General features: G+C 71.0%; 19 protein-coding genes. 17 read left to right on the forward strand and 2 right to left on the reverse strand.

The genetic code is table 11. The features are described from left to right. Window positions 1-436: 436 nt before the first annotated feature. Window positions 437-1666, reverse strand: a complete 1230-nt coding sequence (locus tag ACSYGN_RS33675) for a DUF349 domain-containing protein (protein ID WP_460402386.1) — start codon at window positions 1664-1666, stop codon at window positions 437-439. Window positions 1667-1810: 144 nt separating this feature from the next. Then, entirely contained in the window at window positions 1811-2647 is an 837-nt protein-coding gene (locus tag ACSYGN_RS33680; protein WP_460402388.1) for a peptidylprolyl isomerase, read from the reverse strand. Between the two features lie 176 nt (window positions 2648-2823). Between ACSYGN_RS33680 and ACSYGN_RS33685 the strand changes: the two genes are divergently transcribed. The 17 genes from ACSYGN_RS33685 (at window position 2824) to efp (ending at window position 22016) form a co-directional block, all read left to right on the forward strand. After that, the gene (locus ACSYGN_RS33685) at window positions 2824-3531 is read left to right on the forward strand and encodes an MBL fold metallo-hydrolase (RefSeq protein ID WP_460402390.1); all 708 of its coding nucleotides are present in this window, start codon (window positions 2824-2826) and stop codon (window positions 3529-3531) included. An 11-nt stretch (window positions 3532-3542) separates the two neighbouring features. Then, the gene (gene hisS / locus ACSYGN_RS33690) at window positions 3543-4805 is read left to right on the forward strand and encodes a histidine--tRNA ligase (RefSeq protein WP_460402392.1); all 1263 of its coding nucleotides are present in this window, start codon (window positions 3543-3545) and stop codon (window positions 4803-4805) included. A gap of 457 nt (window positions 4806-5262) precedes the next feature. Then, window positions 5263-5919 (forward strand): vitamin K epoxide reductase family protein, encoded by a 657-nt coding sequence (locus ACSYGN_RS33695; protein ID WP_460402394.1) that lies wholly within the window; start codon window positions 5263-5265, stop codon window positions 5917-5919. A 65-nt stretch (window positions 5920-5984) separates the two neighbouring features. After that, window positions 5985-7340 (forward strand): replication-associated recombination protein A, encoded by a 1356-nt coding sequence (locus ACSYGN_RS33700; protein ID WP_460402396.1) that lies wholly within the window; start codon window positions 5985-5987, stop codon window positions 7338-7340. A 340-nt stretch (window positions 7341-7680) separates the two neighbouring features. After that, window positions 7681-8295: a 30S ribosomal protein S4 gene (gene rpsD / locus ACSYGN_RS33705; protein ID WP_460402398.1), complete on the forward strand. Its 615-nt coding sequence runs from the start codon at window positions 7681-7683 to the stop codon at window positions 8293-8295. A gap of 260 nt (window positions 8296-8555) precedes the next feature. Beyond that, the gene (locus ACSYGN_RS33710) at window positions 8556-9002 is read left to right on the forward strand and encodes a DUF948 domain-containing protein (protein WP_460403903.1); all 447 of its coding nucleotides are present in this window, start codon (window positions 8556-8558) and stop codon (window positions 9000-9002) included. Window positions 9003-9010: 8 nt separating this feature from the next. Beyond that, window positions 9011-9364: a hypothetical protein gene (locus ACSYGN_RS33715; RefSeq protein ID WP_460402400.1), complete on the forward strand. Its 354-nt coding sequence runs from the start codon at window positions 9011-9013 to the stop codon at window positions 9362-9364. After that, window positions 9364-12036 carry an alanine--tRNA ligase gene (gene alaS, locus ACSYGN_RS33720; protein ID WP_460402402.1) on the forward strand — a complete coding sequence of 891 codons (2673 nt, stop codon included), beginning with the start codon at window positions 9364-9366 and terminating at the stop codon, window positions 12034-12036. The genes ACSYGN_RS33715 and alaS overlap by 1 nt, the downstream gene beginning before the upstream one ends. A gap of 35 nt (window positions 12037-12071) precedes the next feature. Continuing rightward, window positions 12072-12536 (forward strand): Holliday junction resolvase RuvX, encoded by a 465-nt coding sequence (gene ruvX, locus ACSYGN_RS33725; protein ID WP_460402404.1) that lies wholly within the window; start codon window positions 12072-12074, stop codon window positions 12534-12536. A gap of 121 nt (window positions 12537-12657) precedes the next feature. Continuing rightward, window positions 12658-14394, forward strand: a complete 1737-nt coding sequence (mltG, locus tag ACSYGN_RS33730) for an endolytic transglycosylase MltG (protein ID WP_460402406.1) — start codon at window positions 12658-12660, stop codon at window positions 14392-14394. Beyond that, window positions 14375-15214 (forward strand): shikimate dehydrogenase, encoded by an 840-nt coding sequence (locus ACSYGN_RS33735; protein ID WP_460402408.1) that lies wholly within the window; start codon window positions 14375-14377, stop codon window positions 15212-15214. Before mltG ends, ACSYGN_RS33735 begins: the two co-directional genes overlap by 20 nt. A 174-nt stretch (window positions 15215-15388) precedes the next feature. After that, window positions 15389-16573, forward strand: a complete 1185-nt coding sequence (gene aroC / locus ACSYGN_RS33740) for a chorismate synthase (protein WP_460402410.1) — start codon at window positions 15389-15391, stop codon at window positions 16571-16573. Next, entirely contained in the window at window positions 16570-17085 is a 516-nt protein-coding gene (locus ACSYGN_RS33745) for a shikimate kinase (RefSeq protein WP_460402412.1), read from the forward strand. Before aroC ends, ACSYGN_RS33745 begins: the two co-directional genes overlap by 4 nt. Then, on the forward strand, window positions 17082-18173 hold the full coding sequence (gene aroB / locus ACSYGN_RS33750; protein WP_460402414.1) for a 3-dehydroquinate synthase: 1092 nt from the start codon (window positions 17082-17084) through the stop codon (window positions 18171-18173). Before ACSYGN_RS33745 ends, aroB begins: the two co-directional genes overlap by 4 nt. Before the next feature lie 903 nt (window positions 18174-19076). Further along, window positions 19077-19994: a Pro-rich N-terminal domain-containing protein gene (locus ACSYGN_RS33755; RefSeq protein ID WP_460402416.1), complete on the forward strand. Its 918-nt coding sequence runs from the start codon at window positions 19077-19079 to the stop codon at window positions 19992-19994. Between the two features lie 121 nt (window positions 19995-20115). Then, window positions 20116-21222, forward strand: a complete 1107-nt coding sequence (locus ACSYGN_RS33760; RefSeq protein WP_460402418.1) for an aminopeptidase P family protein — start codon at window positions 20116-20118, stop codon at window positions 21220-21222. A gap of 227 nt (window positions 21223-21449) precedes the next feature. Then, window positions 21450-22016, forward strand: a complete 567-nt coding sequence (gene efp / locus ACSYGN_RS33765; protein WP_360964832.1) for an elongation factor P — start codon at window positions 21450-21452, stop codon at window positions 22014-22016. Window position 22017: the final 1 nt, after the last annotated feature.

A 22017-nucleotide genomic window follows, 5' to 3' on the forward strand; every position in this document is an offset into this window, starting at 1 on the left:
CCTCCACCAGCCGCAGCGGTCCGGCGGGGGTACGCGCCACCTGCTGGGACCGCGATGGCGGGCCCACCGTACGCTGGGACCGCGACGGCGTGCCCACTGCCCGCTTGGACCGCGATGGCGGGCCCACCGCACGCTGGGACCGCGACGGCGTGCCCACTGCCCGCTTGGACCGCGACGGCGGGTCGCCGCCAGCCACGCGGGCGATGGCCGGGCGCGGCCCCGGTGGCCTCGGTGACCGGACCGCAGGTGTGCACCGCGGGCGGGGGACGGTCCCGCGCGACGTCGTAGCCGCAGGGCTGGCGGGAAGCCGGTGGACTCCGCGAGCGTCCTACAACGAAGACGACGAAGACGACGAAACGGCGGCGCCCCTCCCACCGTCACCGGGGGAGGGGCGCCGCCGTTCCTGTCCGCTGAGTCGGACCGGCCGGGGTGATGATCAGCCGCCGAACTCCTGGAGACCCTTCAGCGCCTGGTCCAGCAGCGCCTGACGGCCCTCGAGCTCACGCTCCAGCTTGTCCGCCCGCGCCGTGTTGCCCTGCGCGCGCGCCTGCTCGATCTGGCCCCGCAGCTTGTCCACGGCCGCCTGGAGCTGACCGGTCAGGCCCTCGGCACGCGCACGCGCCTCCGGGTTCGTCCGGCGCCACTCGGTCTCCTCGGCGTCCTGGAGGGCCCGCTCCACCGTGTGCATCCGGCCCTCCACGCGCGGCCGGGAGTCCCGCGGCACATGGCCGATGGCCTCCCAGCGCTCGTTGATGGAGCGGAACGCCGCACGGGCGGACTTCAGGTCCGAGACCGGCAGCAGACGCTCGGCCTCCTGGGCGAGCTCCTCCTTCAGCTTCAGGTTCTCCGACTGCTCCGCGTCACGCTCGGCGAAGACCGAGCTGCGGGCGGCGAAGAACACGTCCTGGGCGCCGCGGAAGCGGTTCCACAGGTCGTCCTCGTGCTCGCGCTGGGCGCGGCCCGCGGCCTTCCACTCCGTCATCAGCTCGCGGTAGCGGGCCGCGGTGGGCCCCCAGTCCGTCGAGTCCGACAGCGCCTCGGCCTCCGCGACCAGCCGCTCCTTGGCCTGGCGGGCGTCCTCACGCAGCGCGTCCAGCTGCGCGAAGTGCGCCTTGCGGCGCTTGGAGAACGCCGACCGGGCGTGCGAGAAGCGGTGCCACAGCTCGTCGTCCGACTTGCGGTCCAGCCGGGGCAGCCCCTTCCAGGTGTCCACCAGCGACCGCAGCCGCTCACCGGCGGCCCGCCACTGGTCGGACTGCGCCAGCTCCTCCGCCTCGACGACCAGCGCCTCCTTGGAGTGCCGCGCCTCGTCGGACTGCTTGGCGCGCTGCTGCTTGCGCTCCTCGCGGCGTTCCTCGACGCTCGCGATGAGCTTGTCCAGCCGGGCCCGCAACGCGTCCAGATCGCCCACCGCGTGGTGCGCGTCGATCTGCTCGCGCAGATGGCCGATGGCGGTCTGGGCGTCCTTCGCCGACAGATCGGTGGTCTGCACTCGCTTCTCGAGGAGGCCGATCTCCACGACCAGGCCCTCGTACTTGCGCTCGAAATAGGCCAGCGCCTCATCGGGGGAGCCGGCCTGCCAAGAACCGACGACCTGCTCACCGTCGGCCGTACGCACGTACACGGTCCCCGTCTCGTCGACGCGGCCCCACGGGTCGCTGCTCACAGCGCCTCCTCCACATGATGCCTGCGGGAGGTTCGTTCGCCCCCGGGCATCGTCCACAGTTTCGTCACGGCCAACATAGGCGACCAGCGGCTTCCCTGTCCGCATCCCGCGCGACCGAAATTGCCCTGGCTGCCGCCCTGCACGTCACGATTTTGTGACCGTGGCCTTGTTGATCACGACCGTGGCGTTCGGAGCACCGTCGCCCTGGCCGGTGTTCTCGCCCGCCGCGGCGATCTTCTTCAGCACCTTCATGCCGGAGGCGGAGACGGTGCCGAAAGGGGTGTAGTTCGCGGGCAGTTGGCTGTCCTTGAAGACGAGGAAGAACTGGCTGCCACCGGTGTGACGCCCCTTGTTCGTCGATGCGTTGTACTGGTTCGCCATCGCGACGGTACCCGCCGGGTAGGTCTCGTTCTTGAGGCTCTTGTCCTTGAGATTCTCGTCGGGAATGGTGTAGCCGGGGCCGCCCGCCCCGGTGCCCTTCGGGTCGCCGCACTGCAGGACATAGATGCCCGCAGTGGTGAGCCGGTGGCACTTGGTGTGGTCGAAGAAGCCCTTGCCCGCGAGGAAGTCGAACGAGTTCACGGTGTGCGGGGCCGCGGAAGCCTTCAGGGCGATGTCGATGTCGCCGCAGGTCGTCGCCAGCTTCATCGTGTAGTCCGCCGACTTGTCGATGGTGACCGTCGGCTCCTTCTTCCAGCTCAGGTTCTTGACCGACCCCTTGGCGGCCTTCTCGCAGGGATCCGGTGCCTTGCTGGTGGCGGAGGCGCTCGGGGTGACGTCCGCGCCGGCGTTCGCCTTGTCGTCGTTCTTCATGACCCCGGTCGTGTACAGCGCGACACTGCCGATGACCACCACCGCCAGCACCGAGGCGATCACCGAGTTGCGCATCTTCGCCTTGCGCCGCGCGTCGGTGCGCCGCTGCTGCTGCCGCAAGAACTTCTCCCGGGCGAGCTGACGCCGCCGCTGCTCCTGGCTGACCACCGGGCTGTCTCCTCAACGTCTCGTGTGCCGACCGGTACGGATGCGTCTCGTGGGTCGACCCTGTCGTAGCCCCGTACGGTATATGGGTTCGCTGAGGAATCGGCAGCGCCGGTAGGCTCTGAGCACGGCCGTCGTGGTCGCAAGGGCCGCCCGTATCGACACAACGAAGGACGATCGTGCTGATTGCCGGGTTCCCCGCAGGCGCCTGGGGGACGAACTGTTATCTCGTCGCACCCGCCGCGGGCGAGGAGTGCGTCATCATCGACCCGGGCCACCAGGCCGCGCAGGGAGTCGAGGACGCGCTGAGAAAACACCGGCTCAAGCCCGTCGCCGTCGTCCTCACCCACGGCCACATCGACCACGTCGCCTCGGTCGTCCCGGTGTGCGGCGCGCACGACGTACCGGCGTGGATCCACCCCGCCGACCGCTACATGATGAGCGACCCGGAGAAGGCGCTCGGCCGCGCCTTCGGGATGCCGCTGATGGGCGAGCTGACCGTGGGGGAGCCCGACGACGTCAAGGAGCTGACCGACGGCGCGAAGCTGGCGCTGGCCGGCCTGGAGTTCACCGTCGCGCATGCGCCCGGCCATACCAAGGGGTCGGTGACCTTCGGCCTGCCCGAGGCGGCGGACATCCCGCCGGTGCTGTTCTCGGGCGACCTGCTGTTCGCCGGCTCCATCGGACGCACCGACCTGCCCGGCGGCGACATGGCCGAGCTGCTCGAGTCGCTGGCCCGCGTGTGCCTGCCGCTCGACGACTCGACCGTGGTGCTGTCCGGCCACGGCTCCCAGACGACCATCGGCCGTGAGCGCGCCACCAACCCGTTTCTGCGGCAGGTGGCCTCCGGCCAGGGAGCGGGACCCGCTCCCCGACGAGGAATGTGACGAGACTCTCCGTGAGCACCTTCAAGGCCCCCAAGGGCACGTACGACCTGATCCCGCCGGACTCCGCGAAGTACCTCGCCGTCCGTGAAGCCATCGCCGCCCCGCTGCGCAACTCCGGCTACGGCTACATCGAGACGCCGGGCTTCGAGAGCGTCGACCTCTTCGCGCGCGGTGTCGGCGAGTCGACCGACATCGTGACCAAGGAGATGTACACCTTCGAGACCAAGGGCGGCGACCGTCTCGCCCTGCGCCCCGAGGGCACCGCCTCCGTGCTGCGCGCGGCCCTGGAGGCCAATCTGCACAAGTCGGGCAACCTGCCGGTCAAGCTCTGGTACTCCGGCTCGTACTACCGCTACGAGCGCCCCCAGAAGGGCCGTTACCGCCACTTCTCCCAGGTCGGCGCCGAGGCGATCGGCGCCGAGGACCCCGCCCTGGACGCCGAGCTGATCATCCTGGCCGACCAGGCGTACCGCTCGCTGGGCCTGCGGCAGTTCCGCATCGTGCTCAACAGCCTGGGCGACCGGGAGTGCCGGCCGGTCTACCGCGCCGCCCTCCAGGACTTCCTGCGCGGTCTCGACCTCGACGAGGACACCCGCGCGCGTGTCGACATCAACCCGCTGCGCGTCCTCGACGACAAGCGGGAGTCGGTGCAGAAGCAGCTCACGGGCGTGCCCCTGCTGCGCGACTACCTGTGCGACGCCTGCAAGGCGTACCACGAGGAGGTCCGCGAGCTGATCACCGCGGCGGGCGTGGCCTTCGAGGACGACCCGAAGCTGGTGCGCGGCCTGGACTACTACACCCGGACCACCTTCGAGTTCGTCCACGACGGTCTCGGCTCCCAGTCCGCGGTGGGCGGCGGCGGCCGCTACGACGGCCTGTCGGAGATGATCGGCGGCCCCGCGCTGCCGTCCGTAGGCTGGGCGCTCGGCGTCGACCGCACGGTCCTCGCCCTGGAGGCGGAGGGCGTCGAGCTCGCCCTCCCGGCGACCACCAGCGTCTTTGCGGTGCCGCTCGGTGAGGAGGCCCGCCGGGTGCTGTTCGCCAAGGTGACCGAGCTGCGCAAGGCAGGCATCGCCGCCGACTTCTCCTACGGCGCCAAGGGCCTGAAGGCCGCGATGAAGGCCGCCAACCGCTCAGGCGCCCGCTTCGCCCTTGTGCTGGGCGAGCGCGACCTCGCCGAGGGCGTCGTCCAGCTCAAGGACATGGACTCGGGCGAGCAGGTGGCGGTCGGTGTCGGCGAGATCGTGGCGGAGCTGAGATCCAGGCTCGGCTGAAGCACGCGCGCGTGAAGGCGCCGGGCACCCTTCGGGGGTGCCCGGCGCCTTCGCCGTCCCTGGACGGCCTCGCACGTCAACTTCGCGGACGGCGGTTCGTCCTCACGAAGGATCCGGAGAACGCGCGGTGCAAGAGCCACGCGCGCGTGCCCGGCCCCGGGAACGGCCCGCCCGGGCAGTCGGACTCACCCCCCGACGGCGCTCGTCGATCACACCCCCGCAGCCCCGCGGCCCCCGCGCTGACCTGCTGGTTCTCAGCCTCTCGCCCCGAAGCCCCGACGGCTCCACTCCGTACCCGCGCGGCCCCACGGCCACCGCTCCGGGCGCTGTACGGAACCGGCCGTCCCGGCCCGACAGGGCCCGAGTTCTCACCCGCAGCGAACGGTGCGCTTACACAGGCGTGCGGCACAATGACCGTGCCCTGAGATAGTCCAACTCTCAAGTGACGGACGGCGTGATGAGTGAGACGACAGTGAAAGACGCCTCCACCGACCCCGCGCCGGAGCGCCACGGGCAGACGGCGCGCACGGTGGGCGGCAGCCGCGCCTTCGCCCTGCTTCTTCTGATCACCGGGGCGGCAGGGCTGCTCGCCTCCTGGGTCATCACGATCGACAAGTTCAAGATCCTTGAGGCCAAGGCCGAGGGGAAGACCTTCACCCCCGGATGCAGCATCAACCCCGTGGTGTCCTGCGGCAGCGTCATGCAGAGCAAGCAGGCCTCCGTCTTCGGCTTCCCCAACCCGATGCTCGGCCTGGTCGCCTACGGCATCGTGATCTGCGTCGGCGTCAGCCTGCTCACCCGCGCCCGCTTCCCGCGCTGGTACTGGCTCACCTTCAACGCGGGCACTTTCTTCGGCGTCGCCTTCTGCAGCTGGCTCCAGTTCCAGTCCCTGTACCGGATCAACGCGCTGTGCCTGTGGTGCTCGCTGGCCTGGGTCGCGACGATCGTCATGTTCTGGTACGTGACGTCGTTCAACGTCCGGGGCGGCCTGCTGCCCGCCCCGAGCTGGCTGAAGGGCTTCTTCGGCGAGTTCACCTGGGTGCTGCCCGTCCTGCACGTCGGCGTGATCGGGATGCTGATCCTCACGCGCTGGTGGGACTTCTGGACCAGCTGAACCGGCCGGTCAGGCCGGTCACGGGGCCGGGCGGGATTGTCAGTGCGGTGATTTAGGGTTTCAGCGTGGAACCCGACCTCTTCACCGCAGCGGCGGAAGAACGCCAGGAGAAGGAACCGGCAGCGAGCCCCCTGGCGGTGCGGATGCGCCCGCGCACGCTCGACGAGGTCGTGGGCCAGCAGCATCTCCTCAAGTCGGGCTCCCCGCTGCGCCGTCTGGTCGGCGAGGCCTCCGGCGGCCCGGCCGGGCCCTCCTCGGTGATCCTCTGGGGCCCGCCCGGCACCGGGAAGACCACGCTCGCGTATGTCGTCTCCAAGGCCACCGACAAGCGCTTCGTCGAACTGTCGGCGATCACCGCGGGCGTCAAGGAGGTCCGCGCGGTCATCGACGGCGCCCGCCGCGCCGCCGGCGGCTTCGGCAAGGAGACCGTCCTCTTCCTCGACGAGATCCACCGGTTCAGCAAGGCCCAGCAGGACTCCCTGCTGCCCGCCGTGGAGAACCGGTGGGTCACCCTGATCGCGGCGACCACCGAGAACCCGTACTTCTCGGTGATCTCCCCGCTGCTGTCCCGCTCCCTGCTGCTCACCCTCGAACCCCTCACCGACGACGACGTGCGCGGACTGCTCCGCCGCGCCGCCGCCGACGAACGCGGTCTCAGGAGCGCCGTCACCCTCCCCGAGGACACCGAGGCGCATCTGCTGCGCATCGCGGGCGGCGATGCCCGGCGCGCGCTCACCGCCCTGGAGGCCGCTGCCGGGGCCGCTCTCGACAAGGGTGAGGCGGCGATCTCCCTCACCACGCTGGAGGAGACCGTCGACCGCGCGGCGGTGAAGTACGACCGTGACGGTGACCAGCACTACGACGTCGCCAGCGCCCTCATCAAGTCCATCCGGGGCTCCGACGTCGATGCCGCGCTGCACTACCTGGCCCGCATGATCGAGGCCGGCGAGGACCCCCGTTTCATCGCCCGCCGGCTGATGATCTCCGCCAGCGAGGACATCGGCCTCGCCGATCCGAACGCCCTGCCCATCGCCGTCGCCGCCGCCCAGGCCGTCGCCATGATCGGCTTCCCCGAGGCCGCCCTCACCCTCAGCCACGCCACCATCGCCCTCGCCCTGGCGCCCAAGTCCAATGCCGCGACCACCGCGATAGGCGCCGCGCGGGAGGACGTACGCAAGGGGCTGGCCGGTCCGGTGCCCCCGCATCTGCGCGACGGCCACTACAAGGGCGCCGCCGAGCTCGGCCACGCCCAGGGCTACGTCTATCCCCACGACCGACCCGAGGGCATCGCCCCGCAGCAGTACGCGCCGGACGCCCTCAAGGACCGCGAGTACTACACCCCGACCCGGCACGGAGCCGAGGCGCGCTACGCCGACGCGGTGGAGTGGACCCGCAAGCACCTCGGTCGCAGGCGGTCATGAGCACCCTGTAGAATTCCGCGAAGTGCTGCGTCCCGTGTCCGGACCCCGCGAGGGGGACCCGGCGCCACCAGAACGGGACATCCAGCCGGAGACCCCGGTCCGCCGGGCCTCCAGGAGCGTCGCGCACCGTCGAACGGTGTCGCGGGCAGCCCACCACCACCCGGAGTCCCGGGACCGGCCGGTGGGCCGTTCGCGTGCTGCACGTATGTGCCCAGACCAGGGGAGCGGCTGCCCACCAGGCTCAGCAGGACAGGGCCCGGCGGGTTTCCCCGGCTGCGGATGCGACCTCCCCTAACCCTGGTGAAGCCGAATCCGTACAGAAATATGAGGTGTTTGGTTCATGGCGAACCAGTCCCGCCCCAAGGTCAAGAAGTCGCGTGCCCTCGGTATCGCGCTGACCCCGAAGGCCGTCAAGTACTTCGAGGCCCGCCCCTACCCGCCGGGTGAGCACGGCCGTGGCCGCAAGCAGAACTCGGACTACAAGGTCCGTCTGCTGGAGAAGCAGCGTCTGCGCGCGCAGTACGACATCTCCGAGCGCCAGCTGGTCCGCGCCTACGAGCGTGCCTCCAAGGTTCAGGGCAAGACCGGTGAGGCCCTGATCATCGACCTCGAGCGCCGTCTCGACGCGCTGGTCCTGCGTGCGGGCATCGCCCGCACGATCTACCAGGCCCGTCAGATGGTCGTCCACGGCCACATCGAGGTCAACGGCAAGAAGGTCGACAGGCCGTCGTACCAGGTCCGTCCGGACGACGTCGTCCAGGTGCGCGAGCGCAGCCGCGACAAGACGCTGTTCCAGATCTCCCGCGAGGGTGGTTTCGCCGCGGACGGCGAGACCCCGCGCTACCTCCAGGTGAACCTGAAGGCCCTGGCCTTCCGCCTGGACCGCGACCCGAACCGCAAGGAGATCCCGGTGATCTGCGACGAGCAGCTCGTCGTCGAGTACTACGCCCGCTGATCAGGCGGACGACGTACGACCAGCGGTACCCCGGCCCGCCGGCTCCCCACCCTCGCGGTGGGGGTCGGCGGGCCTCCGCGTTCACCGGGGAGTTCACCGGGGACAGCCCCGGTCGGCGCGGGTGCTCCGGGCAGCCGTGGGACCACTGCGCCACCGTCGTCCGGCCCGCCGTAATGCGGTACGGGACGCGACCCCCGGCGCGATAGGCTCGCCTCACGACTTTTCGATGTGAGGCACGTTTGAGGGAGCGGGTGCACATTTTGTCCGGTGGAGAGGTGGCCGGCATCCTGGTGGCCGTCTTCTGGGCGATCCTGGTCTCCTTCCTCGCCGTGGCCCTGGCGAGGCTGGCCCAGACGCTCAAGGCGACCACCAAGCTCGTCGCGGACGTGACCGACCAGGCCGTCCCGTTGCTCGCCGACGCCTCCACGGCCGTGCGCTCCGCCCAGACCCAGATCGACCGGGTCGACGCGATCGCGTCCGACGTCCAGGAGGTCACGTCGAACGCCTCCGCGCTGTCCACGACCGTCGCGTCCACCTTCGGCGGCCCCCTCGTCAAAGTCGCGGCCTTCGGCTACGGCGTACGCCGGGCCATCGGCGGTCGCAAGGACGACGCGCCCGCCCCGGCGCCCCGGCGCACCGTCGTGGTGGGCCGCACCCTCCCGGCGAGCCGGCGGGAGAGGCGCGCCGCCCGCGGAAAGAAGGACTGAGCGAAGCGATGTTCCGCCGTACGTTCTGGTTCACCACGGGCGTAGCCGCCGGTGTCTGGGCCACCACCAAGGTCAACCGCAAGCTGAAGCAGCTCACCCCCGAGAGCCTCGCCGCGACCGCGGCCAACAAGGCCGTCGAGGCGGGCCACCGGCTCAAGGACCGCGCCGTCGGCTTCGCGCTCGACGTCCGCGACAACATGGCGCAGCGCGAGGCCGAACTCGAGGACGCCCTGGGCATCCACGAGAACCCGGAACTCCCCGCACCGCGGCGCTACACCGCCATCGAGAACCAGAACCGCCCCGAGTACGTCACCGACCAGATGTATCTGCCGTACCCGACCAACCGGAATGAGGACCACTGATGGAGTCGGCCGAGATCCGCCGCCGCTGGCTGAGCTTCTTCGAGGAGCGCGGGCACACCGTCGTCCCTTCGGCGTCGCTCATCGCGGACGACCCGACTCTGCTCCTGGTCAACGCGGGCATGGTGCCCTTCAAGCCGTATTTCCTCGGTGAGGTCAAGCCGAGCTTCCCGCGCGCCACGAGCGTGCAGAAGTGCGTGCGCACCCCTGACATCGAAGAGGTCGGCAAGACCACACGGCACGGCACGTTCTTCCAGATGTGCGGCAACTTCTCCTTCGGCGACTACTTCAAGGAAGGCGCCATCAAGCTCGCCTGGGAGCTGCTCACCGCGCCTCAGGACAAGGGTGGCTACGGCCTGGAGCCCGACCGTCTGTGGATCACCGTCTACAAGGACGACGACGAGGCCGAGCAGATCTGGCACGAGGTCGTCGGTGTGCCCAAGGAGCGCATCCAGCGCCTGGGCATGAAGGACAACTTCTGGTCCATGGGCGTCCCCGGCCCCTGCGGCCCCTGCTCCGAGATCAACTACGACCGTGGTCCCGAGTTCGGCGCCGAGGGCGGCCCCGCCGTCAACGACGAGCGGTACGTGGAGATCTGGAACCTCGTCTTCATGCAGTACGAGCGTGGCCAGGGCACCTCGAAGGAGGACTTCGAGATTCTCGGCGATCTGCCGAGCAAGAACATCGACACCGGCCTCGGCCTTGAGCGGCTCGCCATGATTCTGCAGGGCGTGCAGAACATGTACGAGATCGACACCTCCATCGCCGTCATCAAGAAGGCCACGGAGCTGACCGGTGTGGCCTACGGCGATGCCCACGAGTCGGACGTCTCCCTGCGTGTGGTCACCGACCACATCCGCACCGCTGTGATGCTCATCGGTGACGGCGTCACGCCGGGCAACGAGGGCCGCGGCTATGTGCTGCGCCGCATCATGCGCCGCGCCATCCGCAACATGCGGCTGCTCGGCGCCACCGGGCCGGTCGTCAAGGACCTGATCGACGTCGTCGTCCGGATGATGGGTCAGCAGTACCCCGAGCTGGTCACCGACCGCGAGCGCATCGAGAAGGTCGCCCTCGCCGAGGAGGCCCGCTTCCTCAAGACCCTCAACGCCGGTACGAACGTGCTGGACGGCGCCGTCGCCGAGGTCAAGGCCGCCGGTTCGGGCGTGCTGCCCGGCGACAAGGCGTTCCTGCTGCACGACACCTGGGGCTTCCCGATCGACCTCACCCTGGAGATGGCCGCCGAGCAGGGGCTGTCCGTGGACGAGGACGGCTTCCGCCGGCTGATGAAGGAACAGCGGGAGCGCGCCAAGGCCGACGCCCAGGCCAAGAAGACCGGCCACGCGAACCTCGGCGCCTACCGCGAGATCGCCGACGCCGCCGGCGTGACGGACTTCATCGGCTACGCCGACACCGAGGGCGAGTCCACGGTCGTGGGCATCCTGGTCGACGGACTGCCGTCGCCCGCCGCCACCGAGGGCGACGAGGTGGAGATCGTCCTGGACCGCACCCCGTTCTACGCCGAGGGCGGCGGCCAGACCGGCGACACCGGCCGTATCAAGGCGGACTCCGGCGCGGTCATCGAGATCCGCGACACCCAGAAGCCGGTGCCGGGCGTCTATGTCCACAAGGGTGTCGTCCAGGTGGGCGAGATCACCGTCGGCGCCAAGGCCCACGCCTCGATCGACAACCACCGCCGCAAGGCGATCGCCCGCGCCCACTCGGCCACCCACCTCACCCACCAGGCGCTGCGCGACGCCCTCGGTCCCACGGCCGCCCAGGCCGGTTCCGAGAACCAGCCCGGCCGCTTCCGCTTCGACTTCGGCTCCCCGTCCGCCGTACCGACGGCCGTGATGACCGATGTCGAGCAGAAGATCAACGAGGTGCTCGCCCGCGATCTGGACGTGCGCGCCGATGTGATGGGCATCGACGAGGCCAAGAAGCAGGGCGCCATCGCCGAGTTCGGCGAGAAGTACGGCGAGCGCGTGCGTGTCGTCACCATCGGCGACTTCTCCAAGGAGCTGTGCGGCGGTACCCACGTCCACAACACCGCCCAGCTCGGTCTGGTGAAGCTGCTCGGCGAGTCGTCCATCGGCTCGGGCGTGCGCCGTATCGAGGCCCTGGTCGGTGTGGACGCCTACCGCTTCCTCGCCCGGGAGCACACGGTCGTGGCGCAGCTCCAGGAACTGGTCAAGGGCCGTTCGGAGGAGCTGCCGGAGAAGATCTCCGCCATGCTCGGCAAGCTGAAGGACGCCGAGAAGGAGATCGAGAAGTTCCGCGCGGAGAAGGTCCTCCAGGCCGCCGCCGGTCTTGCCGAGTCCGCCAAGGACGTGCAGGGCGTCGCGCTGGTCACCGGCCAGGTCCCGGACGGCACCACGCCGGACGACCTGCGCAGGCTGGTCCTCGATGTGCGCGGCCGTATCCAGGGCGGGCGGGCCGCCGTGGTGGCGCTGTTCACCGTCAACAACGGCAAGCCGTTCACGGTCATCGCCACCAACGACGCCGCCCGCGACCGCGGCCTCAAGGCCGGTGACCTGGTCCGCGCTGCCGCCAAGTCGCTCGGCGGCGGCGGTGGCGGCAAGCCGGACGTCGCCCAGGGCGGCGGCCAGAACCCGGCCGCGATCGGTGACGCCGTGGACGCCGTCGAGCGGCTCGTGGCGGAAACGGCCAAGTGAGCGGAAGCGGCCAGGAGAACGGAAGCGGCCAAGTGATGCGCAGGGGACGTCGAATCGCGTTCGACGTCGGTGACGCCCGGATCGGGGTCGCCTCGTGCGATCCCGATGGGATCTTGGCCACACCGGTGGAGACCGTCCCGGGGCGTGATGTCCCGGCGGCCCACCGGCGGCTGCGGCAACTGGTCGAGGAGTACGAGCCGATCGAGGTCGTCGTCGGGCTCCCGCGCTCCCTCGGGGGCGGTGAGGGCCCGGCCGCGATCAAGGTCAGGGCTTTCGCACAGGAGCTGGCCAGGGGCATTGCACCGGTGCCCGTGCGGCTCGTGGACGAGCGGATGACCACGGTCACGGCGGGTCAGGGGCTGCGCGCCTCCGGGGTGAAGGCGAAGAAGGGACGGTCTGTCATCGACCAGGCCGCCGCTGTGATCATCCTTCAGCAGGCCCTCGATTCCGAACGAGTGTCAGGTAACGCACCCGGCGAGGGCGTCGAAGTGGTCATCTGATCGCGATACGGTAACGTTCCGCGCGATGCGATGGCGTTCGAACAGCCACCGCACAGCAAGAGGCGGAACGGCATCCGGCCCAGGGGCCGCGTGCGCGCCGCCTCGCGGCTCCAGGAGATCGATGAGTGAGTATGGCCGGGGCCCAGGCCCCGAACCGTGGCATCCGGAGGACCCGTTGTACGGGGACGGCGGATGGGGCGGGCAGCAGGCCGGTACGGCCCAGCAGCCCCCGTACGGCGGCCTGCCGCAGAGCTATCCCCAGGAGCCCCAGCAGCAGGTCCAGTACGACGAGTGGGGCCGTCCGGTCGGCTACCAGCAGCAGTTCCCGAACCAGTACGACCAGAACCACTACGGCGTCCCGCAGGACCAGCAGCAGTACGCGGGCAATGTTCCCCATGTTCCGCCCCAGCAGTACCAGCAGGGCGGCTGGGACGGCCACGGAACCCACGCGCACGTCCCCTACGCCGCCGACCCGGGCGACCCCTACGGCCAGCAGCCCGCCGCGTACGGCGCCGAGCAGCCCGACCAGTACGGCACCCCCGACGCCTACCCGCCCCCGCAGCACCGCCAGCCGGCCGTGGTTCCCGAGCCCGCACCGGAGCCGGAACCCGAGACCGACTGGGACCCGGGCCCCGACCAGGGCGAGCACGCCTTCTTCGCGGGCGGCGGCTACGGGGACGATGACGACGACGAGTACGACGACCCGGACGCCGACGACCCCAAGGGCCGCAGGGGCCGTGGCAAGAGCGCGGGCAGGAACAAACGCGAGGGCAAGAAGAAGCGCCGCAACGGCTGCGCCTGCCTGGTCGTGGTCGTGGTCTTCGGCGGCGGTCTGGTCGGAGTCGGCACGTACGGCTACCACTATTACCAAAATCGTTTCGGCGCCTCGCCGGACTACGCGGGCAGCGGCAACGGACAGATGGTCACCGTGGTCATTCCCAAAGGCGCCTTCGGCTCGACGATCGGGCAGAAGCTGGAGGACGCAGGGGTCGTCAAGAGCGTCGACGCTTTCGTGACCGCGCAGAACGGCAATCCCAGGGGAAAGTTCATCCAGGACGGCGTCTACACGCTCCAGAAGGAGATGTCGGCGGCCAGTGCGGTCGAGCTGATGCTCAGTCCGAAGAGCAAGGACAACCTGGTCATCGCCGAGGGCCGGCGCAACGCGGCGATCTACGCCCTGATCGACCAGCGCCTCAAGGTGCCCGACGGCACCACGGAGAGCGTCGCGAAGAAGGACTACAAGAGCCTCGGGCTGCCCGACTGGGCACTGAACCATGCGGACCTCAAGGACCCGCTGGAAGGCTTCCTCTACCCCTCCAGCTACGCCGTCACCAAGGGCCAGAAGCCCGAGGCCGTCCTCAAGGGCATGGTGTCCCGGGCCAACGACAGGTACCGGGCGATGGGCCTGGAGAAGAAGGCCGACGCACTCGGCCTCGACAGCCCCTGGCAACTGCTTACCGTGGCCAGCCTGGTGCAGGCCGAGGGCAAGACGCACGACGACTTCCGCAAGATGGCCGAGGTCGTCTACAACCGTCTCAAGCCCACCAACCACGAGACCAACCAAGAGCTCCAGTTCGACTCGACCTTCAACTATCTGAAGGGCCAGAGCAACGTCAACATCGGCGAGACCGAGATCAACAGCAACAAGGACCCGTACAACACCTACACCCGTAAGGGCCTGCCGCCCGGACCGATCAGCAACCCCGGCGACCAGGCGCTCGCGGCGGCGCTGGCCCCGACCCACGACGGCTGGATGTACTTCGTGGCGACCGACGGCCAGAACAAGACCGAGTTCGCCACGACCTACGAGGAATTCAAGAAGCTCAAGGCCAAGTTCAATGCCAGCTCCGGTAACTGACGCCCGCCGTGCCGCCGTGCTCGGGTCGCCGATCGCGCACTCCCTCTCCCCGGTGCTGCACCGCGCCGCCTATGACGCGCTGGGGCTCACCGAGTGGTCGTACGACCGCTTCGAGGTGGACGAGGCGTCCCTGCCCGCCTTCTTCGAGACGCTCGGGCCCGAATGGGCAGGGCTGTCGCTGACCATGCCGCTGAAACGGGCCGTCATCCCGCTGCTCGACGAGATCAGCGAGACGGCCGCCTCCGTCGACGCGGTCAACACCGTCGTGTTCACCGAGGACGGCCGCCGGGTCGGCGACAACACCGACATCCCCGGCATGATCGCCGCGCTGCGCGAGCACGGCATCGAGCAGGTCGGCTCGGCGGCGGTGCTCGGCGCCGGGGCCACCGCCTCCTCCGCGCTCGCCGCGCTCGCCCGGATCTGCACCGGCGAGGTCGTCGCCTACGTGCGCAGCGCGGACCGCGCCGCCGAGATGCGGCGCTGGGGCGAGCGGCTCGATGTGGAGGTCCGTACGGCCGACTGGTCCGAGGCGGCGGAGGCGCTGAGCTTCCCGCTGGTGATCGCGACCACCCCGGCGGGCACCACCGACGCGCTCACCGGCGCCGTACCGGAACGGCCCGCGACGCTCTTCGACGTCCTCTACGAGCCCTGGCCCACCGGACTCGCCGCCCGCTGGTCCATGTTCGGCGGCGCCGTCGTCGGCGGGCTCGACCTGCTGGTGCACCAGGCCGTCCTCCAGGTCGAGCAGATGACCGGCCGTGCCCCCGCGCCCCTCGACGTGATGCGCAGGGCGGGCGAGAAGGCCCTCGCGGGGCGCTGACGCCCCGGTTCCCCGGCCGTCCGCGCCTTTCCTCCGGTCCGTCCTCCAGCCCGTCCGCTTTCTGGACCGACCCCCGGACGGGGGAGTGGACGTGGGAGGATCGGAGACGGCGGGCCGGTGCCGCGCAGCCGGTCGCGCCAGCCGCAGGTCGAGGCGCGAGCATGAGGAGCACCGTTGAGCAGGTTGCGTTGGCTGACGGCGGGAGAGTCCCACGGACCCGCACTGGTGGCGACACTGGAGGGACTGCCCGCCGGTGTGCCGGTCACCACGGAGCTGGTGGCGGACCATCTGGCCAGGCGCCGGCTCGGCTACGGCCGCGGTGCCCGTATGAAGTTCGAGCGTGACGAGGTCACGTTGCTGGGCGGCGTCCGGCACGGCCTGACGATGGGCTCCCCGGTGGCGGTCATGGTGGGCAACACCGAGTGGCCGAAGTGGGAGCAGGTCATGGCGGCCGACCCGGTCGACCCCGAGGTGCTGGCCAGCCTCGCCCGCAACGCCCCGCTGACCCGGCCCCGGCCCGGCCACGCCGACCTGGCCGGTATGCAGAAGTACGGCTTCGACGAGGCCCGGCCCATCCTGGAGCGGGCCTCCGCCCGGGAGACCGCGGCCCGGGTGGCGCTCGGCGCGATCGCGCGGTCGTATCTGAAGGAGACCGCGGGCATCGAGATCGTCTCGCACGTCGTCGAGCTGGCCTCCGCCAAGGCGCCCTACGGCGTCTACCCCACCCCGGCCGACGTCGAGCGGCTCGACGCAGACCCGGTGCGCTGCCTGGACGCTGACGCGTCGAAGGCGATGGTCGCGGAGATCGACCAGGCCCACAAGGACGGCGACACCCTCGGCGGTGTCGTCGAGGTCCTGGCCTACGGCGTCCCGGTCGGGCTCGGCTCGCATGTGCACTGGGACCGGCGGCTGGACGCCCGGCTCGCCGCCGCGCTCATGGGCATCCAGGCCATCAAGGGCGTCGAGGTCGGCGACGGTTTCGGCCTGGCCCGGGTGCCCGGCTCCAAGGCGCACGACGAGATCGTCCCCGGCGAGGACGGCATCAAGCGCGCGTCGGGCCGCTCCGGCGGCACCGAGGGCGGTCTGAGCACCGGCGAGCTGCTGCGGGTGCGGGCCGCGATGAAGCCGATCGCGACCGTGCCGAAGGCCCTGCGGACCGTGGACGTGGTCACCGGCGAGCCCGCCCAGGCGCACCACCAGCGCTCCGACGTGTGCGCCGTGCCGGCCGCCGGGATCGTCGCCGAGGCGATGGTCGCGCTGGTCCTCGCGGACGCCGTGGCGGAGAAGTTCGGCGGCGACTCCGTGACCGAGACCCGCCGTAACGTCGGCTCGTACCTCGAGAACCTGGCGATCCGGTGAGCGGCCCGCAGGTGGTGCTGGTCGGCCCCATGGGCGTCGGCAAGTCCACCGTCGGCCGGCTGCTCGCCGAGCGGCTGGGGACCGGCTTCCGGGACACCGACGACGACATCGTGGCCGAGCAGGGCCGCACCATCGCCGAGATCTTCCTGGACGAGGGCGAGCCCGCCTTCCGGGCCTTCGAGAAGCAGGCTGTGACCCGCGCGCTCACCGAGCACCCCGGCGTGCTCGCGCTGGGCGGCGGCGCGATCCTCGATGCCGACACCCGCGCACTGCTCGCCGCGCACCGCGTGGTGTACCTCTCGATGGACATCGAGGAGGCCGTGAAGCGCACCGGCCTCAACGTGGCGCGCCCGCTGCTCACCCTCAACCCGCGCAAGCAGTGGCGCGAACTGATGGAGGCACGGCGGCACCTCTATGAGGATGTCGCCACCGCGGTCGTCGCGACCGACGGCCGCACCCCCGAAGAGGTCACCCGAGCAGCGCTGGACGCACTGGAGTTGAAGGAAGCATGAGCGAGACGGTGACGCGGATCCAGGTCGGTGGGTCGGCGGGCAGCGAGCCGTACGAGGTCCTGGTCGGCCGTCAGCTTCTGGGCGAACTCCCCGGACTGATCGGACCCAGGGCCAAGCGGGTCGCCGTGATCCACCCCGAGGCGCTCGCCGAGACCGGGGAGGCGCTGCGCGCCGACCTCGCCGGACAGGGCTACGAGGCGGTCGCCATCCAGGTGCCCAACGCCGAGGAGGCCAAGACCGCCGAGGTCGCCGCCTACTGCTGGAAGGTGCTCGGCCAGTCCGGGTTCACCCGCTCCGACGCCGTCGTCGGTGTAGGCGGCGGAGCCACCACCGACCTGGCCGGTTTCGTGGCCGCGACCTGGCTGCGCGGGGTGCGCTGGATCGCGGTTCCCACCACCGTCCTCGCCATGGTGGACGCCGCGGTCGGCGGCAAGACCGGCATCAACACCGCCGAGGGCAAGAACCTCGTCGGCGCCTTCCACCCCCCGGCCGGTGTGCTGTGCGACCTGGCCGCGCTGGAGTCGCTGCCGGTCAACGACTATGTCTCCGGGCTCGCCGAGATCATCAAGGCCGGTTTCATCTCCGACCCTGTGATCCTGGACCTCATCGAGTCCGACCCGCAGGCCGCCCGCACCCCGGCCGGACCGCACACCGCGGAGCTGATCGAGCGGTCGATCCGGGTCAAGGCCGAGGTGGTCTCCGCCGACCTCAGGGAGTCGGGCCTGCGCGAGATCCTCAACTACGGCCACACCCTGGCCCACGCCATCGAGAAGAACGAGCGCTACACGTGGCGGCACGGAGCCGCGGTCGCCGTCGGCATGCACTTCGCCGCCGAACTCGGCCGCCTCGCCGGGCGGTTGGACGACGCGACCGCCGACCGCCACCGCACCGTCCTCGAAGCGGTGGGCCTCCCGCTGCACTACCGCCACGACCAGTGGCCCAAGCTGGTCCAGACGATGAAGGTCGACAAGAAGTCCCGCGGCGACCTCCTGCGCTTCATCGTCCTGGACGGCCTGGCCAAACCGACGGTCCTGGAGGGCCCGGACCCGGCGGTACTGCTGGCCGCGTACGGCGAGGTGGGGGAGTAGGGCGCCTGCGGGGCGGGGGCGGCTCCGGACGGCCGGAGGGCCCGGGTCCGAAGAGGGCAGGGCCACCCGTGTCGGCCAGACGGATGCCGTAATCCCGGCCCCGGGTGGTCGGAACCGTCAGGCTGCGGCGGCGGTGGGTGCGGATTCGGGTCCCTGCGGATCGCAGCACACTACGGTCCTGGGCGGGCTCCGGTGGGTCAGAGCCGTGAGGCCCGTGTGGCTGAGGTTTTGAGGGGCCGGGGCCGCTGGCCCGGTACGGCTACGGGGGTGCGGGCTTCGGACAGTTGGGGCCGCCGGGCTCAAGCGGCAAGGAGTTTGTGTCGGGCCGCTGCGGACGTCGGCACAGTGTGTGTCCTGGGCGGGCTCCGGTGGGTCAGAGCCGTGAGGCATTTGTGGCCGGGGTTCCGAGGGGCGGGGCTGTCGGCCCGGCGCGGCTACGGGGGTGCGGGCTCAGGACAGTTGGGGCCGTCGGGCCCAGGCGGCCGGCGTCCGGCCATCGGGCTGCTGCGGCCTGAGCACCGTGCGGCCGGGGGTGGGTTCCGGGCCGCCGGAGCCGTTCGGGCGGTTTGGGGGCTGGGCGTTGGCCTTCATGCGGTTGGGGCGGTGAGCTCCCGGGGGGCCGGGGTTCCCCGCGGAGGGTGTGTCGGGCGGGTACGGCTGGGCGGTGCAGCCCACGCAGGCGGCGCGCTGAGGCTCGTACACCCGAGGCAGTACGCCCCCGAAGATCCCGTTCGGCAGGTTCGTCGGGCCGTATCGGGCACTTCGAGGGGCCCATGGCCGTTTCACCAAACGGCGGTGTGGGACGGTACCGTTCGGTAGCGAGCGGGGTCCTGGTTCGGGTTCCGCAGCCGGGCCCACCGCCGGTGGACCGAGCCCCAGAAGAACGAGACGGAGTGGCACCGGATGCAGGACGCCGTGGGTTCTCCGCTGCCGCCGCCCCATCAGCCGGGGCACGGAGCGGCCGCCGGCTGGCCGCACGGCGCACACCACCCCGGCCAGCAGCACCCGGGCGGTCACCCGGGTCCCGTGCCTCCGCCGCCCCCGCCCCAGGCCCCGGCACCCCGCTTCACCGGCGTCCCCTCGGGCCCCGTGCCGTCCGCCCCCCACCCCCAGATCCCGCACCCCCAGATCCCGCATCCCCCCGCGCCGCACCGTGTACCGGCCCCGCCGCACCGCGACGCCACCGGCCATGTACCGCTGCCGCCCGGCGGCCCGGTCGCCATGCCCAGCGCGCCCCCGGCCACCGCCACCCCCGATCCGACCACCACGACCCTCGCCGTCCTGCTCATCGGCCCCGCCGGTGCGGGCAAGACGAGCGTCGCCAAGTTCTGGGCGGAGCACCGCCGCGTGCCCACCGCGCACATCAGCCTCGACGACGTCCGCGAATGGGTCCGCTCCGGTTTCGCCGACCCCCAGTCCGGCTGGAACGACAACTCGGAGGCGCAGTACCGCCTGGCCCGCCGCACCTGCGGCTTCGCCGCGCGCAACTTCCTCGCCAACGGCATCTCGTGCATCCTCGACGACGCGGTCTTCCCGGACCGCCCGGTCGTCGGCCTCGGCGGCTGGAAGCGCCATGTCGGCCCCGGGCTGCTGCCCGTCGTGCTGCTCCCCGGCCTGGAGGTCGTCCTGGAGCGCAACGCCGAGCGCTCCGGCAACCGCCGCCTCACCGACGAGGAGGTCGCCCGGATCCACGGCCGGATGGCCGGCTGGTACGGCTCGGGCCTGCCGATCATCGACAACTCCCAGCTCGACGTGCCCGCCACCGCCCGGGTGCTGGACGAGGTGCTGGCCCGCTCGATCGCGAGCCCGCCCGCCTGGTAGCGGCACCGCCCGCCCGCCTGGTTGCCGCACCACCCGCCGTCTGTGCCGCCCCGTTCCCCGGCCGTCACCCGCACAACCACCCCAACCGGCACAAAACGCCCACCGCTCCTAGGCTCGTCTCATGTCCGAGGTGTACGCGGGCCGCCGGGCTCGCCTGAGGGAACGCTGCCACGCGGCCGGCAGCGCGTCCGTGCTGATCTCCCGTCCCGCCAATGTGCGCTATCTCGCGGGCGCGGCCCCGTGCGGCGGCGTCCTGCTGCTCGGCCCCCACGACGACACCCTGCTGTGCCCCCGCACCCCGGACGAACGCGCCGGGGACGGCCGCCCCGACGAGGCGGTCCGCGTCCAGGTCCTGCCGTCGCCCGGCGGCGACCCCGCGGTGGCGGGCGCCGATCTCGCGGCGGCCCTCGGCACCGACGGTCTCGCCGTCGAGGAGCACCACCTCACCGTCGACCGGTACCGCGCGATCCGCTCGGTCGCCCCCCGGCTGCGCCTGGCCGACCTGGGCGGAATGGTCGAACACCTCAGGGTGGTGAAGGACGAGGAGGAGATCTCCTGTCTGCGCATCGGCGCCGAGATCGCCGACCAGGCGCTCGGCGAACTGCTGGAGTCGATCCTCGTCGGCCGCACCGAGCGCCATCTCGCCCTGGAACTGGAACGCCGGCTCGTCGACCACGGCGCCGACGGCCCCGCCTTCGCCACCTCCGTGGCCACCGGGCCCAACGCCGGCCGCCCCGGCCACCGGCCCACCGACCGGCGGGTCGAGGAGGGCGACTTCCTGTCCGTCTGCCTCGGCGCGGCCTACCGCGGCTACCGCAGCGAGATCGGCCGCACCTTCGTCATCGGCACCACGCCCGCCGACTGGCAGATCGAGCTGTACGACCTGGTCTTCGCCGCCCAGCGCGCCGGACGCGAGAGCCTGGTCCCCGGCGTCGCCTGCCGCGATGTCGACCAGGCCGCACGGCAGGTGCTGCGCTCCGCCGGGCACATCGAGGGCCTGGCGCCACACACCGGGCACGGGGTCGGACTCGAAATCGACGAGGACCCGCAGCTTGCCCCCGCAGCCATGGGTAAACTGGACGCTTGCGTGCCGGTCACCGTCGAACCGGGGGTCCACCTCCCGGGCCGGGGTGGTGTCCGGATCGATGACACGCTCGTCGTGCGCCCCGAGGCGGACGGCGGACCCGAGCTACTCACCATCACGACCAAGGAGCTGCTCGCACTCTAGGCCCTGTCGTCAAATTCCCGTCTGCCGCGCGACGCCTGGCACGCACGCTCGCTGCGTTGCCGAATCGCCCACGTGGCTCCGCCACGAGGGCGCTCCGGCGCCTTGCGATCGCACGCACCAGACGCCGCGTGGCCCGCCCTCCGGGCGGACGACGGGAATTTGACGACAGGACCTGGCAAGGTGCGTGCCCCGGGGTCGTCCACGTCAGTCCAGGAGATTCCGCAACCGTGGCTTCCACGAACGACCTCAAGAACGGCCTGGTGCTCAAGCTCGAAGGCGGCCAGCTCTGGTCCGTCGTCGAGTTCCAGCACGTCAAGCCCGGCAAGGGCCCGGCCTTCGTGCGCACCAAGCTCAAGAACGTGCTCTCCGGCAAGGTCGTCGACAAGACCTTCAACGCCGGTGTCAAGGTCGAGACGGCCACCGTCGACAAGCGGGACATGCAGTTCTCGTACAAGGACGGCGAGTACTTCGTCTTCATGGACATGGAGACGTACGACCAGCTGCACATCGACCCGAAGGCCGTCGGTGACGCCGCCAACTTCCTGATCGAGGGCTTCACGGCCGTCGTCGCCCAGCACGAGAACGAGGTGCTGTTCGTCGAGCTGCCCGCCGCGGTCGAGCTGACCATCGCGGAGACCGAGCCGGGCCTCCAGGGCGACCGCTCCACCGGTGGTACCAAGCCCGCCACGCTGGAGACCGGCTACCAGATCCAGGTCCCGCTCTTCATCACCACCGGTGAGAAGATCAAGGTCGACACCCGTACCAGCGACTACCTCGGCCGGGTGAACAGCTAAC

The organism is Streptomyces sp. YIM S03343, assembly GCF_054729195.1.